The sequence below is a fragment of the Erwinia sp. V71 genome (assembly GCF_965644245.1).
Lineage (GTDB): Bacteria > Pseudomonadota > Gammaproteobacteria > Enterobacterales > Enterobacteriaceae > Erwinia.
Genome location: NZ_CBFFRK010000015.1, coordinates 1 through 19,831 on the forward strand (window position 1 = coordinate 1; position 19,831 = coordinate 19,831).

Here is a 19,831-nt window from a genome sequence, read left to right on the forward strand (position 1 = left end):
GGGTTCCGGCAGCCTTCAGTGGTCTTTGCAGAGTTAAGACAGACGGCTTAGCGTTGCACTTCGAACTTGAATCCGCCGGCAACCTGGATATCGCCGAACGACGCATGCCACAGGATGGTCAGTTTACTCAGGAGCTGAATGGCAAGATGGCCTCCTTTCGCCTTTCCACACTCCCCACGCGCTTTGGCGAGAAAGCCGTGGTTCGGCTGCTGCAAAGTGAATCTGTAGCGCTTGGCCTTGATAAACTGGGGATGCCGCCGCAGGCGCTGCAATGTTATCGCGATGCGCTGGCGCGTCCTCAGGGACTGATTCTGGTTACCGGCCCTACGGGCAGCGGCAAAACGTTCACACTGTACAGCGGCTTAAGCGCGCTGAATCAGCCGGGGCATAATCTGTGCAGTGTCGAAGACCCCATCGAGATCCCGCTAGCGGGTGTCAATCAGACGCAAATCAACAGCAAGGCTGGTCTCGATTTTCACTGCGTGCTACGCGCTCTGCTGCGTCAGGACCCGGATGTGATCATGCTGGGCGAGATCCGCGATGGCGAGAGTGCCGAAATTGCGCTGAAAGCAGCGCAAACCGGCCACCTGGTGTTGTCAACACTGCACACCAACTCCACCAGCGAAACCCTGACCCAGCTGAGTCAGATGGGTATCCCCGGCTATCTGCTGGCTTCCGCGCTGAAACTGGTGATTGCACAAAGGCTGGTACGCCGCCTGTGTCCGCACTGTCGCCAGCCTGACAGTACGCCAGTATCGCTGCCTGAATACTGCTGGCCAGACGCACAACCCAGCTGGCGTGCCGTGGGCTGCGATCACTGCTTTTCGGGTTATTACGGCAGGCTGGCGTTATTCGAAATTCTGCCCATCAGCGGGGCGCTGCAGCAGGCGATTGCTGCCAGCGCCACTTCAGATGAGCTTGCCACTCTCGCCCGACAACAGGGTATGAATACATTATTTATCGAGGGGTTACAGGCAGCTCAGCGTGGCGAAACCTCACTGGAAGAGGTCAGCCGGATTGTAGGATTTGGCGATGGCTAACACGACCCTGTATCACTGGCAGGCGGTTGACGCTAGCGGAAACTACATTACGGGCACACAGCCAGCAGCGAATCAGCTGGCTGTGATGCAGAAACTGGTCGATAACGGCTGTGCCCCGGTGCAAATCAAACGCGGCAAAACTCTGCGCCCGCGAGACTGGCAGTGGCAGCACAAGATTATGCTGATTCGCCAGTTAGCGACCCTGCTGAAAGCTGGCATAACGCTGGCACAGGGACTGCGTATGATCGCTGAGGGCCATCCCCATGCAGGCTGGCGCGCGTTGCTGAGCAATATTCAGGAACACATTGAACAGGGCGAGCCCTTCTCTGAAATACTTGGTCGCTGGCCCGCGATTTTCCCGCCACTCTTCCCGGCGCTGATGCATATCGGTGAAGTGACAGGAAAACTCGATGAGTGCTGCTTTCAGCTGGCCCGCCAGCAGGAGCGGCAACAGCTGTTACACAAGAAAGTCGTGAAAGCGCTGCGTTATCCGCTGTTTATTCTGCTAGTGGCACTGGCGGTCACCCTTGCCATGCTGGTTTTTGTCTTGCCGGAATTTGTGGCGGTGTATGCCGTATTTGATGCACCCCTGCCTGCCTTTACGGCTGCAGTGATGGCACTGTCCGGTATGCTGCAGGAAAGCCTTGTCCCGCTGCTGGCCGGCACCTTGCTGCTGATCACACTATGGCGTCACCAGCGTAAGAAGCGCCCTGGCTGGCAGCGCAGTGAACAACGACTGTTGTTACGGCTACCACTGATTGCGCGTTTGTATCGTGGCAGCCAGCTGAGTCAGATTTTCACCACGCTGACGCTCACCCAGCAGGCGGGATTGAGCCTGTTGCAGAGTTTGCAGGCAGTGGAGAAAACCCTGCCGCACTGCCTGTGGCGCGAGGCGATACAGGGGCTGCAGCAACATATTGCGGCAGGCCAGCCATTACACCAGGCGCTGGCGCAGCATCCGCTGTTTACCCCGCTCTGCTATCAGCTGATTAAAGTCGGCGAAGAGTCAGGTTCACTGGATTTATTGCTTAACCGACTGGCGCAATGGCATGAAGAGAACACGCACGAACTGGCGGATACACTGGCCGCCACGCTTGAGCCACTGATGATGGTAGTGATTGGCGCGATTGTCGGTGTGCTGGTGGTGGCAATGTATCTGCCCATTTTTGGTATGGGAGATGTGATGGGTTCAGCGTAAACCGGGCGGCGTCGTTACCACCCGGACAACGCAGCTGCTTCTCCGGGACAGGTTACGCCAACCGGAGAAGCGGCGGGCACGCTATTGCTGCCCCACATAAGCATTAGCGGTTAAAAACACGGTTTTCCTGTTCTGCGACGCGGATAAAGGTGGTGCGTTTGGTCAGCTCTTTCAGTCGTTCTGCGCCAACGTAAGTACAGGCAGAACGCAGACCGCCGAGGATATCACGCGCCGTTTCCTCCACCGGGCCACGCAGCGGCAGCTTCACTGTTTTACCCTCTGCGGCACGGTACTCCGCCACGCCGCCTACATGGCGTTTCATCGCGGATTCAGAACTCATGCCGTAGAACAGCATAAACTGCTCGCCGTTCTCTTCCACTATCGTGCCTTCACATTCGTCATGACCCGCCAGCATACCGCCCAGCATCACGAAATCTGCACCGCCACCGAACGCTTTCGCCACATCGCCCGGTACGGCACAGCCACCATCACTGACAATCTGCCCGCCGAGGCCATGTGCGGCGTCGGCACACTCAATTACCGCAGACAGCTGCGGGTAACCCACACCGGTTTTCACCCGGGTGGTACAGACTGAGCCGGGGCCAATACCCACTTTCACAATATCGGCACCAGAGAGGATCAGCTCTTCCACCATTTCGCCAGTCACTACATTACCGGCACAAATGGTTTTATCCGGGCAGGCAGCACGTGCACGCTGCAGAAATTCGACAAAGTGTTCCGAATAACCGTTTGCCACATCGATGCAGATAAATTTCAGTAGCGGAGAAAGTGCCAGAATTTGTTTCATTTTGCCGAAATCAGCATCGGAGGTGCCGGTGGAGACCATCACATGTTTCAGCACGCTTTCCGGTGAGCGCGCGACAAAGGCCTGCCACTGTTCCACACTGTAATGTTTATGAACAGCGGTGAGGATGTCGAATGAGGCCAGCACCTCTGCCATGCGGAAAGAACCGACGGTATCCATATTGGCGGCAATAATCGGGACACCTGACCAGGCAATGCCGGAATGTTTGAAGGTAAACTGGCGTTCCAGCTCCACCTGAGAGCGGCTTTTCAGCGTTGAACGCTTTGGCCGGATAAGAACATCTTTAAAACCGAGCTTTAAATCTTCTTCGATACGCATGATATCTTTCCTGGTTAGTGGCGACCACCTGATGATCGGGTGCTGCTGCCCAGCTCCAGTGAAGCTATCATACGCGCTAAAATCACCACGACAAGACTGCGAAACTCGCTTTATTTACGCTACAATCCCATAAATTTATCCGTGAAACTGACTTGTGAGCTGTGCCGCAAAATCAGGGCAATGCTGACGAGTCTTGCAGGTTTATCTGGGATCAGGCTTATGCGTTATACCGTTGCGCTCACTGGCGGCATCGGCAGCGGTAAGAGCACCGTCACTCGTGCCTTCGCCGATTTGGGAATAGATGTGGTGGATGCGGATGTGATCGCCCGTCAGGTGGTCGAACCGGGTCAGCCCGCGCTGCAGGATATCGCCAGCAAATTTGGCCCCAGCGTGCTGAATGCCGATGGCAGCCTGAATCGCGCCAGCCTGCGCCAGAAGATCTTCAGTTCTCCGGCGGACAAACAGTGGCTGAATAATCTGCTGCACCCGCTGATTCACCAGCAGACGCGTCGCCAGCTGGCAGAAGCGCAGTCATTATGGTGCCTGTGGGTGGTGCCGCTGTTAGTCGAGAACAATTTGCATAAGCTGGCGGATCGGGTGTTAGTGGTTGATGTCGATCCGGAAATTCAGCTGACACGTACCATGGCACGCGACCATATCAGTCGCGAAGAGGCCACCCGGATTCTGGCTGCCCAGGCATCACGTGACGCACGCCTGGCGGTAGCTGATGACATTATCGATAACAGTGGCGATCCCGCAGCGGTGATCCCACTTGTTGCTAAGTTGAACCAGCGCTATTGCGAGCTGGCAACCGCAGCGAAACAGGATTAAGAGCATGAGCACAACGATACTTTTTGAACATCCGCTAAATGAAAAGATGCGCACATGGCTGCGTATTGAATTTCTCCTGCAACAACTGCAAATCAGCCGTGACATCAGCGATCATACCCGCGCACTGACCTTCTTCCGTAATATCGCCGAACTGCTTGATGTGTTTGAACGCGGCGAGCTGCGCACCGATATCCTGAAAGAACTGGAACGCCAGCAGCAGAAATTACGCGCATGGGCAGAAGTGCCTGGCGTCGATATGGAGCTGGTCAACCAGCTGCGCGATAAGCTGAAGCGCAATGCCACTAACCTGATGGCTGCGCCACGGATGGGTCAGCTGCTGCGCGAAGATCGCCTGATTGGCCTGGTGCGTCAGCGCCTGAGCATTCCTGGCGGCTGCTGCAGTTTTGATCTGCCCACCCTGCATATCTGGCTGCATATCGATCAGAGCCAGCGCGATCAGCAGGTCACTCTTTGGCTGGAATCACTGGACCCGTTACGCAACGCACTGACGCAGATCCTCGATCTGATCCGCCAGTCCGGCGTATTCCGCAATCACACCAGTCTGAATGGTTTCTTCCAGGATAATGCCGAAGGTTCCGATCTGCTGCGTTTGCAGCTGACGCTGGAGGATTCGCTCTATCCACAGGTGTCCGGGCATAAAACCCGTTATGCGATTCGTTTTCTGCCACTCGACAGTGAACGCGGCGATGTGCCAGCGCGTCTCGATTTTGAACTAGCGTGTTGTTAAAGGTTGTCTGTAATGAGTCATGAAGTTACCACCGTCAGTTGCCCGACCTGCGGCAAAGCCGTGATCTGGGATCAGCAGAGTCAGTTCCGTCCGTTCTGCAGCAAACGCTGCCAGTTGATTGATTTAGGGGAATGGGCGGCAGAAGAGAAGCGTATTCCCAGCAGTGGCGATCTGTCGGATAGCGACGACTGGAGCGAAGAGCAGTTTGATACCCGGCATTAAGTAAACAGGCAACCTGGCCGCGTGGATACGCGAAAAGGTCGCCCGGTCATTCCGCTTAGTCCAGCGACGGCATCATCAGACGCCAGCTTCCGCCAGCAAACGCGCCACAATCGGCACATTGGCTGGTGGAAATTCTTCGGCAATCAGCTGCGCCTGCGGCACCCAGCGCATCGGCTGTCCTTCACGACCATACGGTTCGCCATTCCAGCTTTCAACGATAAAAAAGTGCAGCGTAACGCGTAAATCCTGATAAGTATGGTCGGCGATATCAAACGGTGTCGCTGACGTCACCTCGATGCCCACCTCTTCCAGCAGTTCACGTTTCAGCGCTTCCGCCGCACTCTCATCCGCTTCGATCTTTCCGCCAGGAAACTCCCACATATTCGCCATATGGGAACTGGAGGAACGCTGCGCCAGGCAAATGTCTTTACTGGCATTGCGAATAATGCCGACGGCGACTTGCAGGTGCTTCATAGGTCGACTCCTTCGTCACAACAATCTTGTATTTAGCAAAGAAATGGGCGGAGTTCCCTCCGCCCATCAACAGTATGGCTGGCGCTGTCAGCAGCGTATACTCCGCTGACAGCCGGGCGCACAGCGCCCTGCTGGCATCAGGCCAGACGGCCGTGACACTGCTTATATTTCTTACCGGAACCACATGGGCAGGGATCGTTACGACCCACTTTACGCTCACCGGTCTGTGCAGCCAGCGCGACGGCCGCTTCAGTCTCAGAGTCAACATGGCTGAGGCGTTGCTGTTGCTGCAGACGTTCTGCTTCCAGACGACGCTGCTCTTCCATCGCTTCCACTTCTTCCGGCAGACGCACCTGCACTTTGCTCAGGGTGCTGACCACTTCGTATTTCAGTGATTCCAGCATCGCCGCAAACATCGCGAAGGATTCGCGTTTGTACTCCTGCTTAGGATCTTTCTGCGCATAACCACGCAGGTGGATACCCTGCCGCAGGTAGTCCATCGCCGCCAGATGCTCTTTCCACAGTGAGTCGAGTGTCTGCAGCATCACGCCTTTTTCGAAGTTGCGCATCATCTCGGTGCCAACAACCTCTTCCTTGCGCAGGTAAACGTCTTTCGCCTGCGTCAGAATACGCTCACGCAGTGTCTCTTCATGCAGCTCTGGCTCTTTGTCCAGCCACTCGGCGATCGGCAGTTCGAGGTCGAAATCGGTTTTCAGGCGTTCTTCCAGGCCCGGCACATCCCACATCTCTTCCAGTGACTGTGGCGGGATGTAATTGTCGATAACGCTCTTAAACACATCTTCACGGATGCTGTTAATGGTTTCGCTAACATCAGACACATCCAGCAGCTCATTACGCTGAGTGTAAATCGCACGGCGCTGATCGTTGGCGACATCATCGTATTCCAGCAGCTGTTTACGGATATCGAAGTTGCGGCTTTCCACTTTGCGCTGCGCGTTGGCAATCGCTTTGGTCACCCATGGATGTTCAATCGCTTCGCCCGGTTTCATCCCCAGTTTACGCATCATGTTGGACACACGATCCGAGGCGAAAATACGCATCAGTGCATCTTCCATGGACAGGTAGAAACGGGAAGAACCGTGGTCACCCTGACGGCCAGAACGGCCACGCAGCTGGTTATCGATACGGCGGGATTCGTGACGCTCAGTACCGATAATGTGCAGACCACCGGATGCCAGCACCGCATCGTGGCGCACTTTCCACGCTTCTTTGATCGCGTCGCTCTGCTCCTGAGTAGGTTCCTGCAGTTCGGCAATCTCTGCCTGCCAGCTACCGCCCAGCACGATATCGGTACCACGACCCGCCATGTTGGTAGCGATGGTGACAGCACCCGGCTGACCCGCCTGAGCAACGATATCCGCTTCGCGGGCGTGGAACTTGGCGTTCAGGACGTTGTGCCTGATACCCGCACGTTCCAGTTCATGGGAAACCACTTCCGATTTCTCAATCGAGATAGTACCGACCAGCACAGGCTGACCATTGGCAGTACGTTCGCGGATATCTTCGATAATCGCATCGATCTTCTCTTTCTCGGTCATATAGACCAGGTCCGGCAGATCTTTACGCACCATTGGGCGGTTGGTTGGCACCACAATGGTATCCAGCTTGTAAATCGAGCTGAATTCAAATGCTTCGGTATCAGCCGTACCGGTCATACCGGCCAGCTTCTCGTACAGACGGAAGTAGTTCTGGAAGGTGATCGATGCCAGCGTCTGGTTTTCGTTCTGGATTTCCACGCCTTCTTTCGCTTCCACCGCCTGATGCAGACCATCAGACCAGCGACGACCCTGCATGGTACGGCCAGTGTGTTCGTCGACGATGATCACTTCGCCATCTTTCACGATGTAGTCAACATCACGGGTAAACAGCACGTGCGCACGCAGCGCCGCAGTGACATGGTGCATCAGCATAATGTTGGCTGGCGAGTAGAGTGATTCGCCTTCATCCATAATGCCTTCGCTGACCAGCAGCTCTTCGATATTGACCAGACCGCGCTCAGTCAGGTGCACCTGACGCGCTTTCTCATCCACCGAGAAGTGGCCTTCACCCTGGAAAGTATCCGAATCTTCTTTTTCCTGACGGATCAGGTGCGGGATGATTTTGTTTACTCTGATATACATATCAGAACTGTCTTCAGCCGGGCCCGAGATAATCAGCGGGGTACGTGCTTCATCGATCAGGATGGAGTCCACCTCATCCACCAGCGCATAGTGCAGTTTACGCTGCACACGCTCTTCCGGGCTGAACGCCATGTTGTCGCGCAGGTAGTCGAAACCGTATTCGTTGTTGGTGCCGTAAGTGATATCCGCAGCATAGGCAGCACGTTTCGCCGGTGCAGGCATGCCTGGCAGGTTGATACCGATAGTCAGGCCAAGGAATTCAAACAGTGGACGGTTGTTTTCGGCGTCACGCTGCGCGAGGTAGTCGTTCACGGTCACAACGTGCACGCCCTTGCCGCTTAATGCGTTGAGGTAAGCAGGCAGGGTTGCCGTCAGGGTTTTACCTTCACCGGTACGCATCTCCGCGATGCAGCGATCGTTCAGTACCATACCGCCGAGCAGCTGAACATCGAAGTGACGCATGCCAAACACACGCTTACTGGCTTCACGCACGGTCGCGAACGCTTCCGGGATCAGGCTGTCGACGGTTTCGCCTTTCGCCAGACGCGCACGGAACTCATCGGTCTTTGCTTTCAGCTCATCATCAGACAGCTTTTCAAAATCCGGCTCCATCTTATTGATGGATTCAACGGCTTTGCGCAGACGGCGCAGTGTGCGGTCATTACGGCTACCAAAAACTTTGGTCAAAATTGTCGTTAACATAATAAAGAAATTTCTCCAGCCACATCGTGCGGCTTACGGCTTTGTTTTGTTTCAATCGTGGCAGCGTCAGGTGACAGCTATGCTGTTCATCGGGTGCTGGCGCAGAAAAAATTCGTTGCAGAGCAGGGCTCTGAATAGCGTCAGGAGAGGAGTGCCGGTCCGGCGCGAATGCCCTGAACCTGCGCCAGCCACAAACCACTGTGGTGGGTAAGATTCTGAGCATCTGGATGACGGGAACTGTCGCGGATAATCAGCGCCGGACGTGACTCATGGGTCAGCAGTACGCTGAGGCTATCAATCAGCGCGAATTTCTGCGCTTCCAGCGGTAACGCCTGCTCAGCACTCGGCAGATCTTCAGGCGCTAACGTGGTAAAGGAAAGGTGGCGAATAACCGTGCGAATCGCATGCTGATGCCAGTAATCGACAGTGAAATTCGGGCTCGGGCGGCGGATACTCTCCTGCAACAGCGCCAGGCTGTCGAAGCGCACCACATTGCCAATGGTGAGGCTGCGTGAGGAGGTTTCCGGCAGGCTGTTCTGTTCACTGGCGTGGGCAACGGGCAGACCAAGGCTTGCCGCGACCATCCCCAACAGGAGATGCGGCCAGAAATAGCGTCTGCCAAATTGTCGCCAACGATGAAAGATGCCGATCACGTTATATGCCAATATTCGCCAGTTACGTTGCATTCACCACCACCAGAGTGGTGTTTAAGAACGCCGATTTTACCACTATTAGCAGCAGTCGACATCAGGAGAAATCTGCCACAAAGCGCAAATGTTGACTTATTCGGCGAGGAAAGCAGCAGTTAGCGGTAAAAAAGACAGCAGAGGGAGAAAATAAAACGACTGGTCTCACTGGCCGGAGAGAGAGTTTGCCAGCTTAACCAGTCGTGATAGTCGGGTTATGACTTATGCCAGAACCAGATTAGGTGCTTTGAATGCCATCGGCAGTTCGGCTTCGTCTTCAAACGTTGCCCATTCCCAGGCTTCCTGTTTCGCCATCACCGCCTGCAGCAGTTTGTTGTTCAGTGCATGACCGGACTTATAGGCGGTAAACGCGCCGATAATGTTGTGGCCACACATAAACAGGTCACCGATTGCATCGAGCATTTTGTGACGTACGAATTCGTCTTCAAAGCGCAAACCGTCTTCGTTCAATACGCGGTAGTCATCCACCACGATTGCACAATCAAGACTGCCGCCCAGGCACAGGCCTTTAGACTGCAGATATTCGATTTCACGCATAAAGCCGAAGGTACGTGCACGGCTGATTTGACGCATAAAGGCTTCAGCAGAGAAGTTCATGCTGTAACGCTGTGCGCTGGAATCAATCGCCGGATGGTTAAAGTCGATGGTAAAGTCCAGCGAAAAACCATTGTACGGTTTGATCTCAGCCCATTTGTCGCCATCTTCAACCCTTACGGCTTGTTTGACGCGGACAAATTTCTTCGCGCTGTTCAGCTGCTCAATGCCAGCGTCCATCAGCAGATACACAAAGGGAGCCGCGCTGCCGTCCATAATTGGAATTTCAGGCGCGTCAACTTCCACAATGATGTTATCAATGCCCAGACCGGAAAGTGCTGCGTTCAGGTGTTCGACTGTCGAAATCCGCACGCCATGCTCATTTACCAGGCAAGTAGAGAGCATAGTATCACGCACAGATTTGGCATCAGCCGGGAAATCGACCGGTGGATTCAAGTCAGTGCGACGATAGATGACCCCGGTATTAGCCGGCGCAGGGCGTAACGTCAGTGTGACTTTCTTGCCGGTATGTAAACCGACGCCAGTCGCCTGAACAATACGTTTTAGTGTCCGTTGTTTGATCATCGCATTATCTCGCAAAAATTACCCATCCGACCGCCAGTATAAATTACCAGCGGGCGAACAGTTTAGCACAAAGAGCGGAGAAGCTAAATACTCAGAGAGTTCCTAGTCCGCCTGCTTGCGCAGGAAGGCCGGGATATCCAGGTAATCAGGCTCTTTATTAGCTTGCACGCTCTGGTCGTTGACAACCTTCGCCGCCGGCTTCTGCTCCTGCGGCAGTGGCGCCATGCCATGCTGCTGGTAACGGTGATCCATCACTGGCTGGCTGGACTGCTTGTTGGTCACCAGAGTGATTTCAGGACGCTTGTCCATACCGATACCGGTCGCCACGACGGTCACACGCAGTTCGTCGTTCATTTCCGGGTCCAGAGAAGTACCGATCACCACAGTGGCGTTATCCGACGCGAACGCACGGATGGTGTTACCCACGGTTTCGAACTCATCCAGACGCAGGTCGAAGCCCGCGGTGATGTTAACCAGCACGCCGCGCGCGCCAGACAGGTCGATATCTTCCAGCAGTGGGCTGGAGATCGCCATTTCCGCCGCTTCTTCGGCACGGTCTTCACCGCACGCCACGCCAGAACCCATCATCGCGTAACCCATTTCTGACATCACAGTACGCACGTCAGCAAAGTCAACGTTCATCAGGCCCGGACGGGTGATCAGCTCGGCAATTCCCTGCACCGCGCCTTTCAGTACGTCGTTCGCCGCACCGAAAGCATCCAGCAGAGAGATGCCGCGACCCAGCACTTTCAGCAGCTTGTCGTTCGGAATGGTGATCAGTGAGTCAACGTGCTTGGACAGCTCCGCGATACCCTGCTCGGCAAACGCCATGCGTTTTTTGCCTTCGAAATTGAACGGCTTGGTCACCACGGCAACCGTCAGGATACCTAAATCTTTCGCTACTTCAGCCACGACTGGTGCAGCTCCGGTACCGGTACCGCCGCCCATGCCGGCTGCGATAAACACCATGTCGGCGCCTTCCAGCGCAGAACGCAGTGCTTCACGGTCTTCTTCGGCAGAGTTGCGACCCACTTCCGGGTTCGCGCCAGCACCCAGACCTTTGGTAATACCATTACCAATCTGGATAGTCTGGCCTACCGCAGTTTTACGCAACGCCTGCGCGTCGGTGTTCACTGCGAAGAACTCTACGCCTTCGATGCGTTCACGCACCATATGTTCGACAGCGTTACCGCCGCCACCGCCGACGCCGATGACTTTAATCACCGCGTCATTGGTTAATTCCATCGGTTCAAACATAATTTCTCTCCGTTATGTGCCTGTCGCCTGGAGACCTCTAAATCATACTAGCGAGGTCGCCTTTACTAAAATTAAAACTCTTTTCTCAGCCAGCTGTTCAGGCGTTTAAACCAGTTGCCGACTGACGCTCTTTTTTCCACATCAGCCTCACCGCTCAGGTGCGACTCTTTTCCGTAGTGCAGCAAGCCTACCGCTGTTGAGTAGTACGGCTCCTGCGCGTAATCCGTTAATCCGGTAATGTTCAGTGGCTGCCCGATGCGCACCTGCGTATGGAACACACGCTGCGCGCAAGCCGCCAGCCCTTCAATCTGTGCTGCGCCACCGGTCAGGACAATGCCTGCCGCCAGATGGTGTTTCACGCCCTGCTGGCGCAGCTGCTCCTGCAACTGCAGGATTTCGTCATTCACCAGATTGAGCAACTCGGTGTAACGCGGCTCAATCACTTCCGCCAGCGTCTGACGTTGCAGACTTCTTGGCGGACGGCCACCAACGCTCGGCACTTCGACATTTTCGTCTTTACCGACAATCGACCCCAGCGCACAGCCATGGCGGACTTTAATCGCTTCGGCGTCTGTCGGTGGTGTACCGAAGGCATAGGCGATATCGCTGGTCACCACATTGCCTGCATACGGGATAACCTTGGTATGACGCAGCGCGCCACCGGTGTACACCGCGATATCCATGGTGCCGCCGCCGATATCCACCACGCAAACACCCAGTTCGCGTTCATCTTCAGTCAGCACCGCAAAGCTTGAAGCCAGACCAGCGAAAATCAGTTGGTCAACTTTCAGGCCGCAACGTTCCACGGCTTTCACAATGTTTTTCGCCATATCATTGTGGCAGGTAATCAGATGCACTTTCGCCTGCATACGCACGCCAGACAGGCCAACCGGGTTTTTGATCCCTTCCTGGTAGTCGATAGCGTATTCCTGCGGAATCACATGCAGAATGCGGTGCTCATCGCGTACACGCACAGACTTGGCGGTATGCACCACGTTCTCCACATCTTCCTGAGTCACTTCCTCTTCGGAAATCGGAACCATCCCGATTTCATTCTGGCAACTGATATGTTTGCCAGACAATGCAAGGTAAACCGACGAAATCTGGCAATCTGCCATCAGTTCCGCCTGGTCGATGGCACGCTGGACGCATTTCACCACCGACTCGAGATCGTTTACCCCACCTTTATCCATGCCACGGGACGGGCAGCTGCCCACGCCGATAATATTGACCATGCCATCGGGCAGAACTTCCCCTACCAAAGCGGCAACCTTCGCGGTGCCAATCTCGAGTCCTACTACCAGCTTTCTGTCCGTCGACTTGATCATTGTTGTTTAACCTGTGCCTGATTCTGTTGCTGATTACTGTCCTGCGGCGCAATCAATGCCGGTGCCCATCCTACTGCCGCGCCAGAGTCATAACGCAGATCTACGTAGCTAACACGCTTGTTCTCCGCTGTCGCCTGCTGCTGCAGCGAAGGATAGAGCTCAATGAAACGCTTCAGGCGTTTCATATCGTCGTTGCGGCCCAGCTCGATGCGAATATCATCCGACGTCACCAGCTGCCAGGAACGACGCGCCGTCATCGACGCCGCCTTCAACTTAAACTTCGCTGTCGCCAGCACCTGACTCATTTCACGGTAGCCTGCCAGCACATCCTGCTCACTACCTTCAGAGCCATACAGCATCGGCATCTCTTCCTTGCCGACGTGGCTGACCGGAACACTGAACGATTTTCCTTCTGCATCAACCATATGCAGATCATTCCAGCGTGCTACCGGCACATATTCAACCAGATGAATCTTTAATTCGTCCGGCCACTGCTTGCGTACACTCACCTGCTGGATCCATGGCAGGCGTTCAATCTGTTGCTGGATGATGTTCACATCCTGCGACATAAAGGTTCCCGGCGGCCCGAGCGACAGGATCGCCTGGCGGATATCATCATGGGTGGTGTAGTGGGTTTTCCCGGTCACCACCAGCGTCGACAGCGGCAGGCGCGACGCATCATTCATCCACTTCAGTACCACCAGACCACCAAACGCCATGGTGCCCACCACCATCAGCAGGAAGATAATCCCTGCCAGGCGAGAACCATTACTGCGACCGGAACGCGCCTTTTCCTGCGCTTCACGGTTACGGACATTAAGAGCCGCCTGGGACATATCAGTCCGCCAGCTCCAGAATCCGTGCGACCAGCTGGGAGAAACTCAGTCCGGCCTGCTTCGCCGCCATTGGCACCAGGCTGTGGCTGGTCATTCCCGGCGACGTATTCACTTCCAGCAGATAGAAACTGCCGTCGCCGTCCATCATCACATCAACACGGCCCCAGCCGCTGCAACCCAGTGCACGCCACGCATCCAGCACCAGTTTGCTTAATTCCGCTTCACGATCGGCGGTTAAACCACTCGGACAGAAATACTCAGTATCGTCAGATATATACTTAGCTTGATAGTCGTAGAACTCACTGGCCGCCTGAATACGAATAGAAGGCAGAATTTCATCGCCCACAATCGCCACGGTGTACTCTGCACCGCTTAAAAATTTCTCAATCAGCACTTCGCTATCGTGGCGGAACGCTTCTTCCAGCGCGGCAGGCAAATCTTCAGCCTGATTCACACGGGAGATGCCCACGCTGGAACCTTCACGGCTCGGTTTCACAAACAGCGGCAGACCCAGTTCCTGAATGCGTGCATTGACCTCAGCATCAAGGCCTGCGGCCATCTGCTGGCTGGTAAGCATCACGTAAGGCGATACCGGCAAACCAGCTCCCTGCCACAACAGTTTGCTGCGCATTTTGTCCATGGTGATGGCCGATGCCATCACGCCGCTTCCGGTATACGGAATGTCTAAAAACTCCAGCAGTCCCTGCAACGTACCGTCTTCACCGCCGCGGCCATGCAGCGCGATAAACACTTTGTCGAAACCGGCTTCTTTCAGGCGCGTGGGTGAAAAATCACGGGTATCGACAGCATGAGCATCAATACCGGCTTCTTTCAGGCCCGCCAGCACCGCGTTTCCGGACATCAGCGACACGTCACGCTCTGCGGAGGTGCCACCCAGCAATACAGCAACTTTCTCAGCCATGATGATCCTCAGCGTTAGTTTGTGGTTTTAACTTTTGTTCCGCCAGTGTACGGGCGATCTTCCCGACGTTACCGGCCCCCTGAACGAGGATCAGATCGTTGCCGGACAGCGTTGGCAGCAGCATTTGTGCCACCTGGTCGTGATCGGATACCAGGATCGGATCCACTTTACCGCGGCCACGAATGGTGCGGCACAGCGAACGGCTGTCCGCGCCCGGGATCGGTGATTCACCCGCGGCATAGACATCCAGCATCAGCAACACATCGACCTGCGACAGCACATTGGCGAAATCGTCATACAGATCGCGGGTACGCGTATAGCGGTGCGGCTGGAAAATCATCACCAGCTTTTTGTCCGGCCAGCCTGCGCGCGCCGCTTTGATGGTCGCGTCAACTTCGGTCGGGTGGTGGCCGTAGTCATCCACCAACATCGCGCTGCCTTCGGCACCATTCACTGGCGCCAGCGGGAATTCACCGAGGAAATCGAAACGACGTCCGGTGCCCTGGAAGCTCTCCAGCGCGCTGAGGATATCTTCATCCTCAATGCCCTCTTCCGTCGCCACTGCGACCGCAGCGGCAGCATTCAGCGCGTTATGACGACCCGGCGCATTCAGCGTCACCTTCATCAGCGGCTTATCATGACGCACCAGGGTAAAGTGCCCCTGCGCACCCGTCTGCTGATAGTTCTCGATGCGCACATCGGCATCATCACTGAAACCGTAAGTGGTGATCTGGCGGCCAACGCGTGGCAGCAAATCGCGGATCACCGCATCATCGATACACATCACCGCACGGCCATAAAACGGCAGGTTGTGCAGGAAGTTAATAAAGGTCTGCTTTAAGTTCTCGAAGTCGCCCTGGTAAGTATCCATGTGGTCAGCTTCGATATTGGTGACAATCGCCACCATCGGCTGCAGATGCAGGAAGGAGGCATCGCTCTCATCCGCTTCGGCAATCAGATAACGGCTGCTGCCAAGGCGCGCATGGGTGCCCGCGGCTTTCACCAGACCACCGTTAACAAAGGTCGGGTCCAGCCCGCCTTCCGCATAAATGCTCGACACCATTGCCGTGGTGGTGGTTTTGCCGTGCGTACCGGCAATGGCAATGCCATGGCGAAAACGCATCAGCTCCGCCAGCATCTCCGCACGACGGATCACCGGAATACGTGCTTCACGCGCCGCGACGATCTCCGGATTGTCCTGAGATACCGCGGTCGAGACCACCACCACGCTGGCGTCACTGACGTTTTCCGGGCGATGGTTAAAATAGATTGTCGCGCCCAGCGATGCCAGGTGCTGCGTGACCGCGTTCGGCGCTAAATCCGAACCGCTGATCTCATACCCTTCATTGGCCAACACTTCAGCAATACCGCCCATGCCAGCACCGCCGATGCCGACAAAGTGGATGTGCCGGACGCGACGCATCTCGGGCACAATGGAACGCAGTTTTGCCAGTTGTTGTGTATTCATCTCTTCTGCCTGTCAGTACCTGGAAGCGAATCTCTCGCCTCCCGTGGCCGGATCGCTCCGGGCCTTACTCTCATTTTATGGGGTGACGCGAGCGTCACCCGGGTATCATTTCCGTGCAATCTGGATCAGCGCTTGTGCAACCCGTTCGGTTGCATCCGGAATCGCCACTGCCCGCGCCTTCTCGGCCATCTGCAGCAGTGTCGGGCGATCCCAGCCCGCCAGCGTGGCGGCAACCACACCCGCGTTAAACTGCGGCTGTTCGAAAATTTTCGCCGCGCCCGCCTGCTCCAGCGGTAACGCGTTCCAGTACTGCTGACGATCTTTATGCTGGAAGGGCACAAAAATCGCCGGTAAACCTGCTGCTGCCACTTCGCTGACGGTCAGCGCGCCAGACCGGCACACCACCACATCCGCCCACGCGTAAGCTGCTGCCATATCATCGATAAACTCGGTGATCTTGTGCTGAGTCTGTCCGGCCTGCTGGTACGCCTCGGTCACGGTCGCCAGCGCACCTTTACCGACCTGGTGCCACAGGGTGATCTGCTCACCCATTTTCGCCGCCACCTGCGGCAGCGTCTGATTCAGCACCCGCGCGCCCTGACTGCCGCCCACCACTAACACGCGTACCGGGCCTTCACGTCCGGCTAAACGCTGTTCCGGCAGCGGTAACGCCAGCACATCGGTACGCACCGGGTTACCGACCACTTCCGCAGACGGAAACGCGCCGGGGAATGCCTGCATCACTTTGCTGGCGATTTTCGCCAGCCACTTGTTGGTCAGGCCGGCAATGCCGTTTTGCTCATGCAGCACCACCGGGATGCCACAGCTCCATGCCGCCAGACCACCAGGGCCGGAAACATAACCGCCCATGCCCAGCACCACATCGGGCTGGTACGCCTTCATAATGGTGCGCGCCTGACGCCAGGCGGAAAATATGCGCATCGGCGCCAGTAACAGCGCTTTGATGCCTTTGCCGCGCAGGCCCGAGATACGAATAAAATCAATCTCAATACCATGCTTCGGCACTAAATCTGCTTCCATCCTGTCGGCGGTACCCAGCCAGCGTACCTGCCAGCCCTGCTCCATCAGATGGTGCGCCACTGCCAGCCCGGGAAATACGTGTCCACCGGTGCCGCCCGCCATCACCATCAGTCGCTTACCACTCATCGACTACTCCGTGTAAACGCCTGTGCTTTTGCCAGACGCGTTTCAAAATCTATGCGCAATAACAGTACGATCGCCGTCGACATAATAATCAGACTGGAACCACCGTAACTGATCAGCGGCAGCGTCAGACCTTTGGTCGGCAACATCCCCGCCGCCGCCCCGACATTCACCAGTGCCTGGAAGCTGAACCAGACACCAATCGAACAGGCCAGAAAGCCGGCAAATCGCTGGTCCAGCTCTAGCGCGCGGCGGCCAATCGACATCGCGCGAAAAGCGACGAAGAATACCATTAACAGCGCTAAAACCACACCGATATAACCCAGTTCTTCCCCAATAATTGAGAAAATAAAGTCGGTATGCGCTTCGGGTAAATACTCCAGTTTTTGTACCGAATTCCCCAGCCCCTGGCCCCAGAATTCACCGCGTCCGAAGGCCATCAGCGACTGTGTTAACTGGTAACCACTACCGAAGGGATCTTCCCACGGGTTCCAGAACGAGGTCACGCGGCGCATACGATATGGTTCCGCGACAATCAGCAGCCCTACCGCAAACACCCCTGAGCCGATAATTGCCAGAAACTGCCATAACTTCGCACCGGCCAGAAACAGCATCGCCAGCGTGGTAACAAACAGCACCACCACCGTACCGAGGTCAGGCTGTGCCAGCAGTAATACCGCCAGTACCACCATCACACCCATCGGTTTGCAGAAGCCCCAGAAGTTGTTACGCACTTCTTCCACTTTGCGCACCAGATAACTGGCGAGATAGCAGAACAGCGACAACTTCGATAACTCTGCGGGCTGAATACGCAACGGCCCGAGTGCAATCCAGCGCGATGCCCCATTTACCGAGCTGCCGACCACCAGCACGATCAGCAGCATCACCACCGAGGCCAGCAGCATAACGTTGCTGTAACGCTGCCATACTTCCATCGGCACGCGTAACGTCACCAGCGCCATACCAAACGCCAGCGCCAGATAGAACGCATCACGTTTGGCGAAATAAAACGGGTCTTCCGACAGACGCTGCCCGACCGGCATCGACGCCGACGTCACCATCACAAAACCCACAATCGCCAGCCCAAAGGTCAGCCACAGCAGCGTGCGGTCATACAGCACCATCGTGGTCGCATCGCTTTCACGTGCGCCCATCACCCACTCTTTCAGGCGTTGCGCCAGTGCACTGAAAAGACCCAGACCGGGGACACGCATCAGCCAAGCTCCTTCGCCAGTTGGGCGAAAATATCGCCGCGCTGCTCAAAGCTGCGGAACTGGTCAAGGCTGGCGCAGGCTGGCGACAGCAGCACCATATCGCCTGCACTTGTCTGAGCGGCAATCTGCTTCATCGCGTCCTGCATGGTATCGGTCTGTACCGCAATTTCCGGACGCAGCGCCGCAAGCTCGGCGCCATCGCGGCCAAAGCAGTAAATGCGCACGTTATCGCCCTGCAGCCAGCGCGCCAGCGGTTCGAAATCCGCTGACTTGCCATCGCCACCCAGCAACAGCCACAGCGTGCCGTCCACCTTCAGTCCATTCAGCGCGGCTTCCGTGCTGCCAACATTGGTCGCTTTGGAGTCGTTAATCCAGCGCACACCGTTGCGCTCGTGTACCAGCTGGAAACGGTGCGGCAGGCCGCCAAAGGTGGTCAGTGCTTTCAGACTGGTGGCGCGCGGTAACCCGACGGCATCCGCCAGCGCCAGCGCCGCCAGCGCATTGGTGTAGTTATGCTGACCAACCAGATGCATCTCATCGGTATTCAACACTTTTTCACCGCTCGCACGCAGCCAGACGCTGCCCTGCTGGCGGTTGAGATGATAATCACCCACATCGACGCCAAAGCTGATGCAGCGTTTATCTGCACCGCGAACCGGCATGGTGAGCGCATCATCCGCATTCACCACACAAACCTGCGCATTTTCATAAATCCGTAACTTGGCTGCACGATACTGCTGCAGGCCTAACGGATAGCGATCCATATGATCCTCAGAGACATTGAGGATGGTGGCTGCCGCCGCTTTCAGGCTATGGGTGGTTTCCAGCTGGAAACTGGACAGTTCCAGCACATACAGCTGCGCTGGGTGCTGTAATAAACTCAGCGCAGGCAAACCGATATTACCGCCGACGCCCACATCCCAGCCTGCAGCCCGCGCCATCTCGCCCACCAGCGTCGTGACAGTGCTTTTGCCGTTGGAACCGGTAATCGCCACAACTGGCGCCTGCGCTTCACGGCAGAACAGCTCAATATCACCAATAATTTCCACACCGGCTTCTGCCGCATCCAGTAACGATGGATGCGCCAGCGCGATACCCGGGCTGGCGATAATCAGATCGGCATCCAGCAACCAGCGGTCATTCAGCCCGCCAGTATGGCGTTCCACCGCATCCGGCAGTTTGTCGAGACCAGGGGGAGACACACGGGTATCCATCACACGCGGCGTAACGCCGCGCGCGATAAAGAAATCAACACAGGAGAGCCCGGTCAGGCCCAGCCCGATAATGACGACTTTTTTACCCTGATAGTCAGCCAT

General features: G+C 56.0%; 18 protein-coding genes. 5 read left to right on the forward strand and 13 right to left on the reverse strand.

The window, feature by feature from the left end; all coding sequences use genetic code 11:
• Window positions 1-1,040: ATPase, T2SS/T4P/T4SS family (locus ACSZO1_RS05525; RefSeq protein ID WP_437610335.1), on the forward strand; the 1,040-nt coding region annotated here is incomplete at its 5' end.
• Window positions 1,033-2,238: a protein transport protein HofC gene (gene hofC / locus ACSZO1_RS05530; protein WP_437610337.1), complete on the forward strand. Its 1,206-nt coding sequence runs from the start codon at window positions 1,033-1,035 to the stop codon at window positions 2,236-2,238. The genes ACSZO1_RS05525 and hofC, both read left to right, overlap by 8 nt.
• Before the next feature lie 103 nt (window positions 2,239-2,341).
• On the opposite strand, the gene ACSZO1_RS05535 is transcribed toward hofC, so the two are convergent.
• The gene (locus ACSZO1_RS05535) at window positions 2,342-3,382 is read right to left on the reverse strand and encodes a GMP reductase (protein ID WP_437610339.1); all 1,041 of its coding nucleotides are present in this window, start codon (window positions 3,380-3,382) and stop codon (window positions 2,342-2,344) included.
• Window positions 3,383-3,601: 219 nt separating this feature from the next.
• On the opposite strand from ACSZO1_RS05535, the gene coaE reads away from it, so the two are divergent.
• The 3 genes from coaE to yacG are packed head-to-tail and all read left to right on the forward strand — an operon-like array spanning window position 3,602 to window position 5,183.
• Entirely contained in the window at window positions 3,602-4,213 is a 612-nt protein-coding gene (gene coaE / locus ACSZO1_RS05540) for a dephospho-CoA kinase (protein ID WP_437610341.1), read from the forward strand.
• A gap of 4 nt (window positions 4,214-4,217) precedes the next feature.
• Window positions 4,218-4,961 (forward strand): cell division protein ZapD, encoded by a 744-nt coding sequence (gene zapD / locus ACSZO1_RS05545; protein WP_437610343.1) that lies wholly within the window; start codon window positions 4,218-4,220, stop codon window positions 4,959-4,961.
• 12 nt (window positions 4,962-4,973) lie between these two features.
• Entirely contained in the window at window positions 4,974-5,183 is a 210-nt protein-coding gene (gene yacG / locus ACSZO1_RS05550) for a DNA gyrase inhibitor YacG (protein WP_437610344.1), read from the forward strand.
• 75 nt (window positions 5,184-5,258) lie between these two features.
• Here the strand turns inward: yacG and mutT are convergent, their stop codons facing one another.
• From mutT to murD, 12 genes are all read right to left on the reverse strand, one after another.
• Window positions 5,259-5,657 carry an 8-oxo-dGTP diphosphatase MutT gene (gene mutT / locus ACSZO1_RS05555; RefSeq protein ID WP_437610346.1) on the reverse strand — a complete coding sequence of 133 codons (399 nt, stop codon included), beginning with the start codon at window positions 5,655-5,657 and terminating at the stop codon, window positions 5,259-5,261.
• Between the two features lie 137 nt (window positions 5,658-5,794).
• A complete protein-coding gene (secA, locus tag ACSZO1_RS05560; RefSeq protein ID WP_437610348.1) occupies window positions 5,795-8,500 on the reverse strand; it encodes a preprotein translocase subunit SecA in 2,706 nt (901 codons plus the stop codon).
• Between the two features lie 140 nt (window positions 8,501-8,640).
• On the reverse strand, window positions 8,641-9,153 hold the full coding sequence (gene secM, locus ACSZO1_RS05565; protein ID WP_437610435.1) for a secA translation cis-regulator SecM: 513 nt from the start codon (window positions 9,151-9,153) through the stop codon (window positions 8,641-8,643).
• A gap of 255 nt (window positions 9,154-9,408) precedes the next feature.
• The gene (gene lpxC / locus ACSZO1_RS05570) at window positions 9,409-10,326 is read right to left on the reverse strand and encodes a UDP-3-O-acyl-N-acetylglucosamine deacetylase (protein ID WP_437610350.1); all 918 of its coding nucleotides are present in this window, start codon (window positions 10,324-10,326) and stop codon (window positions 9,409-9,411) included.
• A 102-nt stretch (window positions 10,327-10,428) separates the two neighbouring features.
• Window positions 10,429-11,583, reverse strand: coding sequence for a cell division protein FtsZ (ftsZ, locus tag ACSZO1_RS05575; RefSeq protein WP_437610352.1), 1,155 nt, complete (start codon window positions 11,581-11,583; stop codon window positions 10,429-10,431).
• A 71-nt stretch (window positions 11,584-11,654) separates the two neighbouring features.
• On the reverse strand, window positions 11,655-12,911 hold the full coding sequence (ftsA, locus tag ACSZO1_RS05580; RefSeq protein ID WP_437610354.1) for a cell division protein FtsA: 1,257 nt from the start codon (window positions 12,909-12,911) through the stop codon (window positions 11,655-11,657).
• Window positions 12,908-13,747: a cell division protein FtsQ gene (ftsQ, locus tag ACSZO1_RS05585; protein WP_437610356.1), complete on the reverse strand. Its 840-nt coding sequence runs from the start codon at window positions 13,745-13,747 to the stop codon at window positions 12,908-12,910. Before ftsQ ends, ftsA begins: the two co-directional genes overlap by 4 nt.
• 1 nt (window position 13,748) lies before the next feature.
• The gene (locus ACSZO1_RS05590; RefSeq protein ID WP_437610358.1) at window positions 13,749-14,669 is read right to left on the reverse strand and encodes a D-alanine--D-alanine ligase; all 921 of its coding nucleotides are present in this window, start codon (window positions 14,667-14,669) and stop codon (window positions 13,749-13,751) included.
• The gene (gene murC, locus ACSZO1_RS05595; protein WP_437610360.1) at window positions 14,662-16,137 is read right to left on the reverse strand and encodes a UDP-N-acetylmuramate--L-alanine ligase; all 1,476 of its coding nucleotides are present in this window, start codon (window positions 16,135-16,137) and stop codon (window positions 14,662-14,664) included. The genes ACSZO1_RS05590 and murC overlap by 8 nt, the downstream gene beginning before the upstream one ends.
• Window positions 16,138-16,242: 105 nt before the next feature.
• The gene (gene murG / locus ACSZO1_RS05600; protein WP_437610362.1) at window positions 16,243-17,304 is read right to left on the reverse strand and encodes an undecaprenyldiphospho-muramoylpentapeptide beta-N-acetylglucosaminyltransferase; all 1,062 of its coding nucleotides are present in this window, start codon (window positions 17,302-17,304) and stop codon (window positions 16,243-16,245) included.
• On the reverse strand, window positions 17,301-18,515 hold the full coding sequence (ftsW, locus tag ACSZO1_RS05605) for a cell division protein FtsW (protein WP_437610364.1): 1,215 nt from the start codon (window positions 18,513-18,515) through the stop codon (window positions 17,301-17,303). The genes murG and ftsW overlap by 4 nt, the downstream gene beginning before the upstream one ends.
• Entirely contained in the window at window positions 18,515-19,831 is a 1,317-nt protein-coding gene (gene murD, locus ACSZO1_RS05610) for a UDP-N-acetylmuramoyl-L-alanine--D-glutamate ligase (protein WP_437610366.1), read from the reverse strand. Before murD ends, ftsW begins: the two co-directional genes overlap by 1 nt.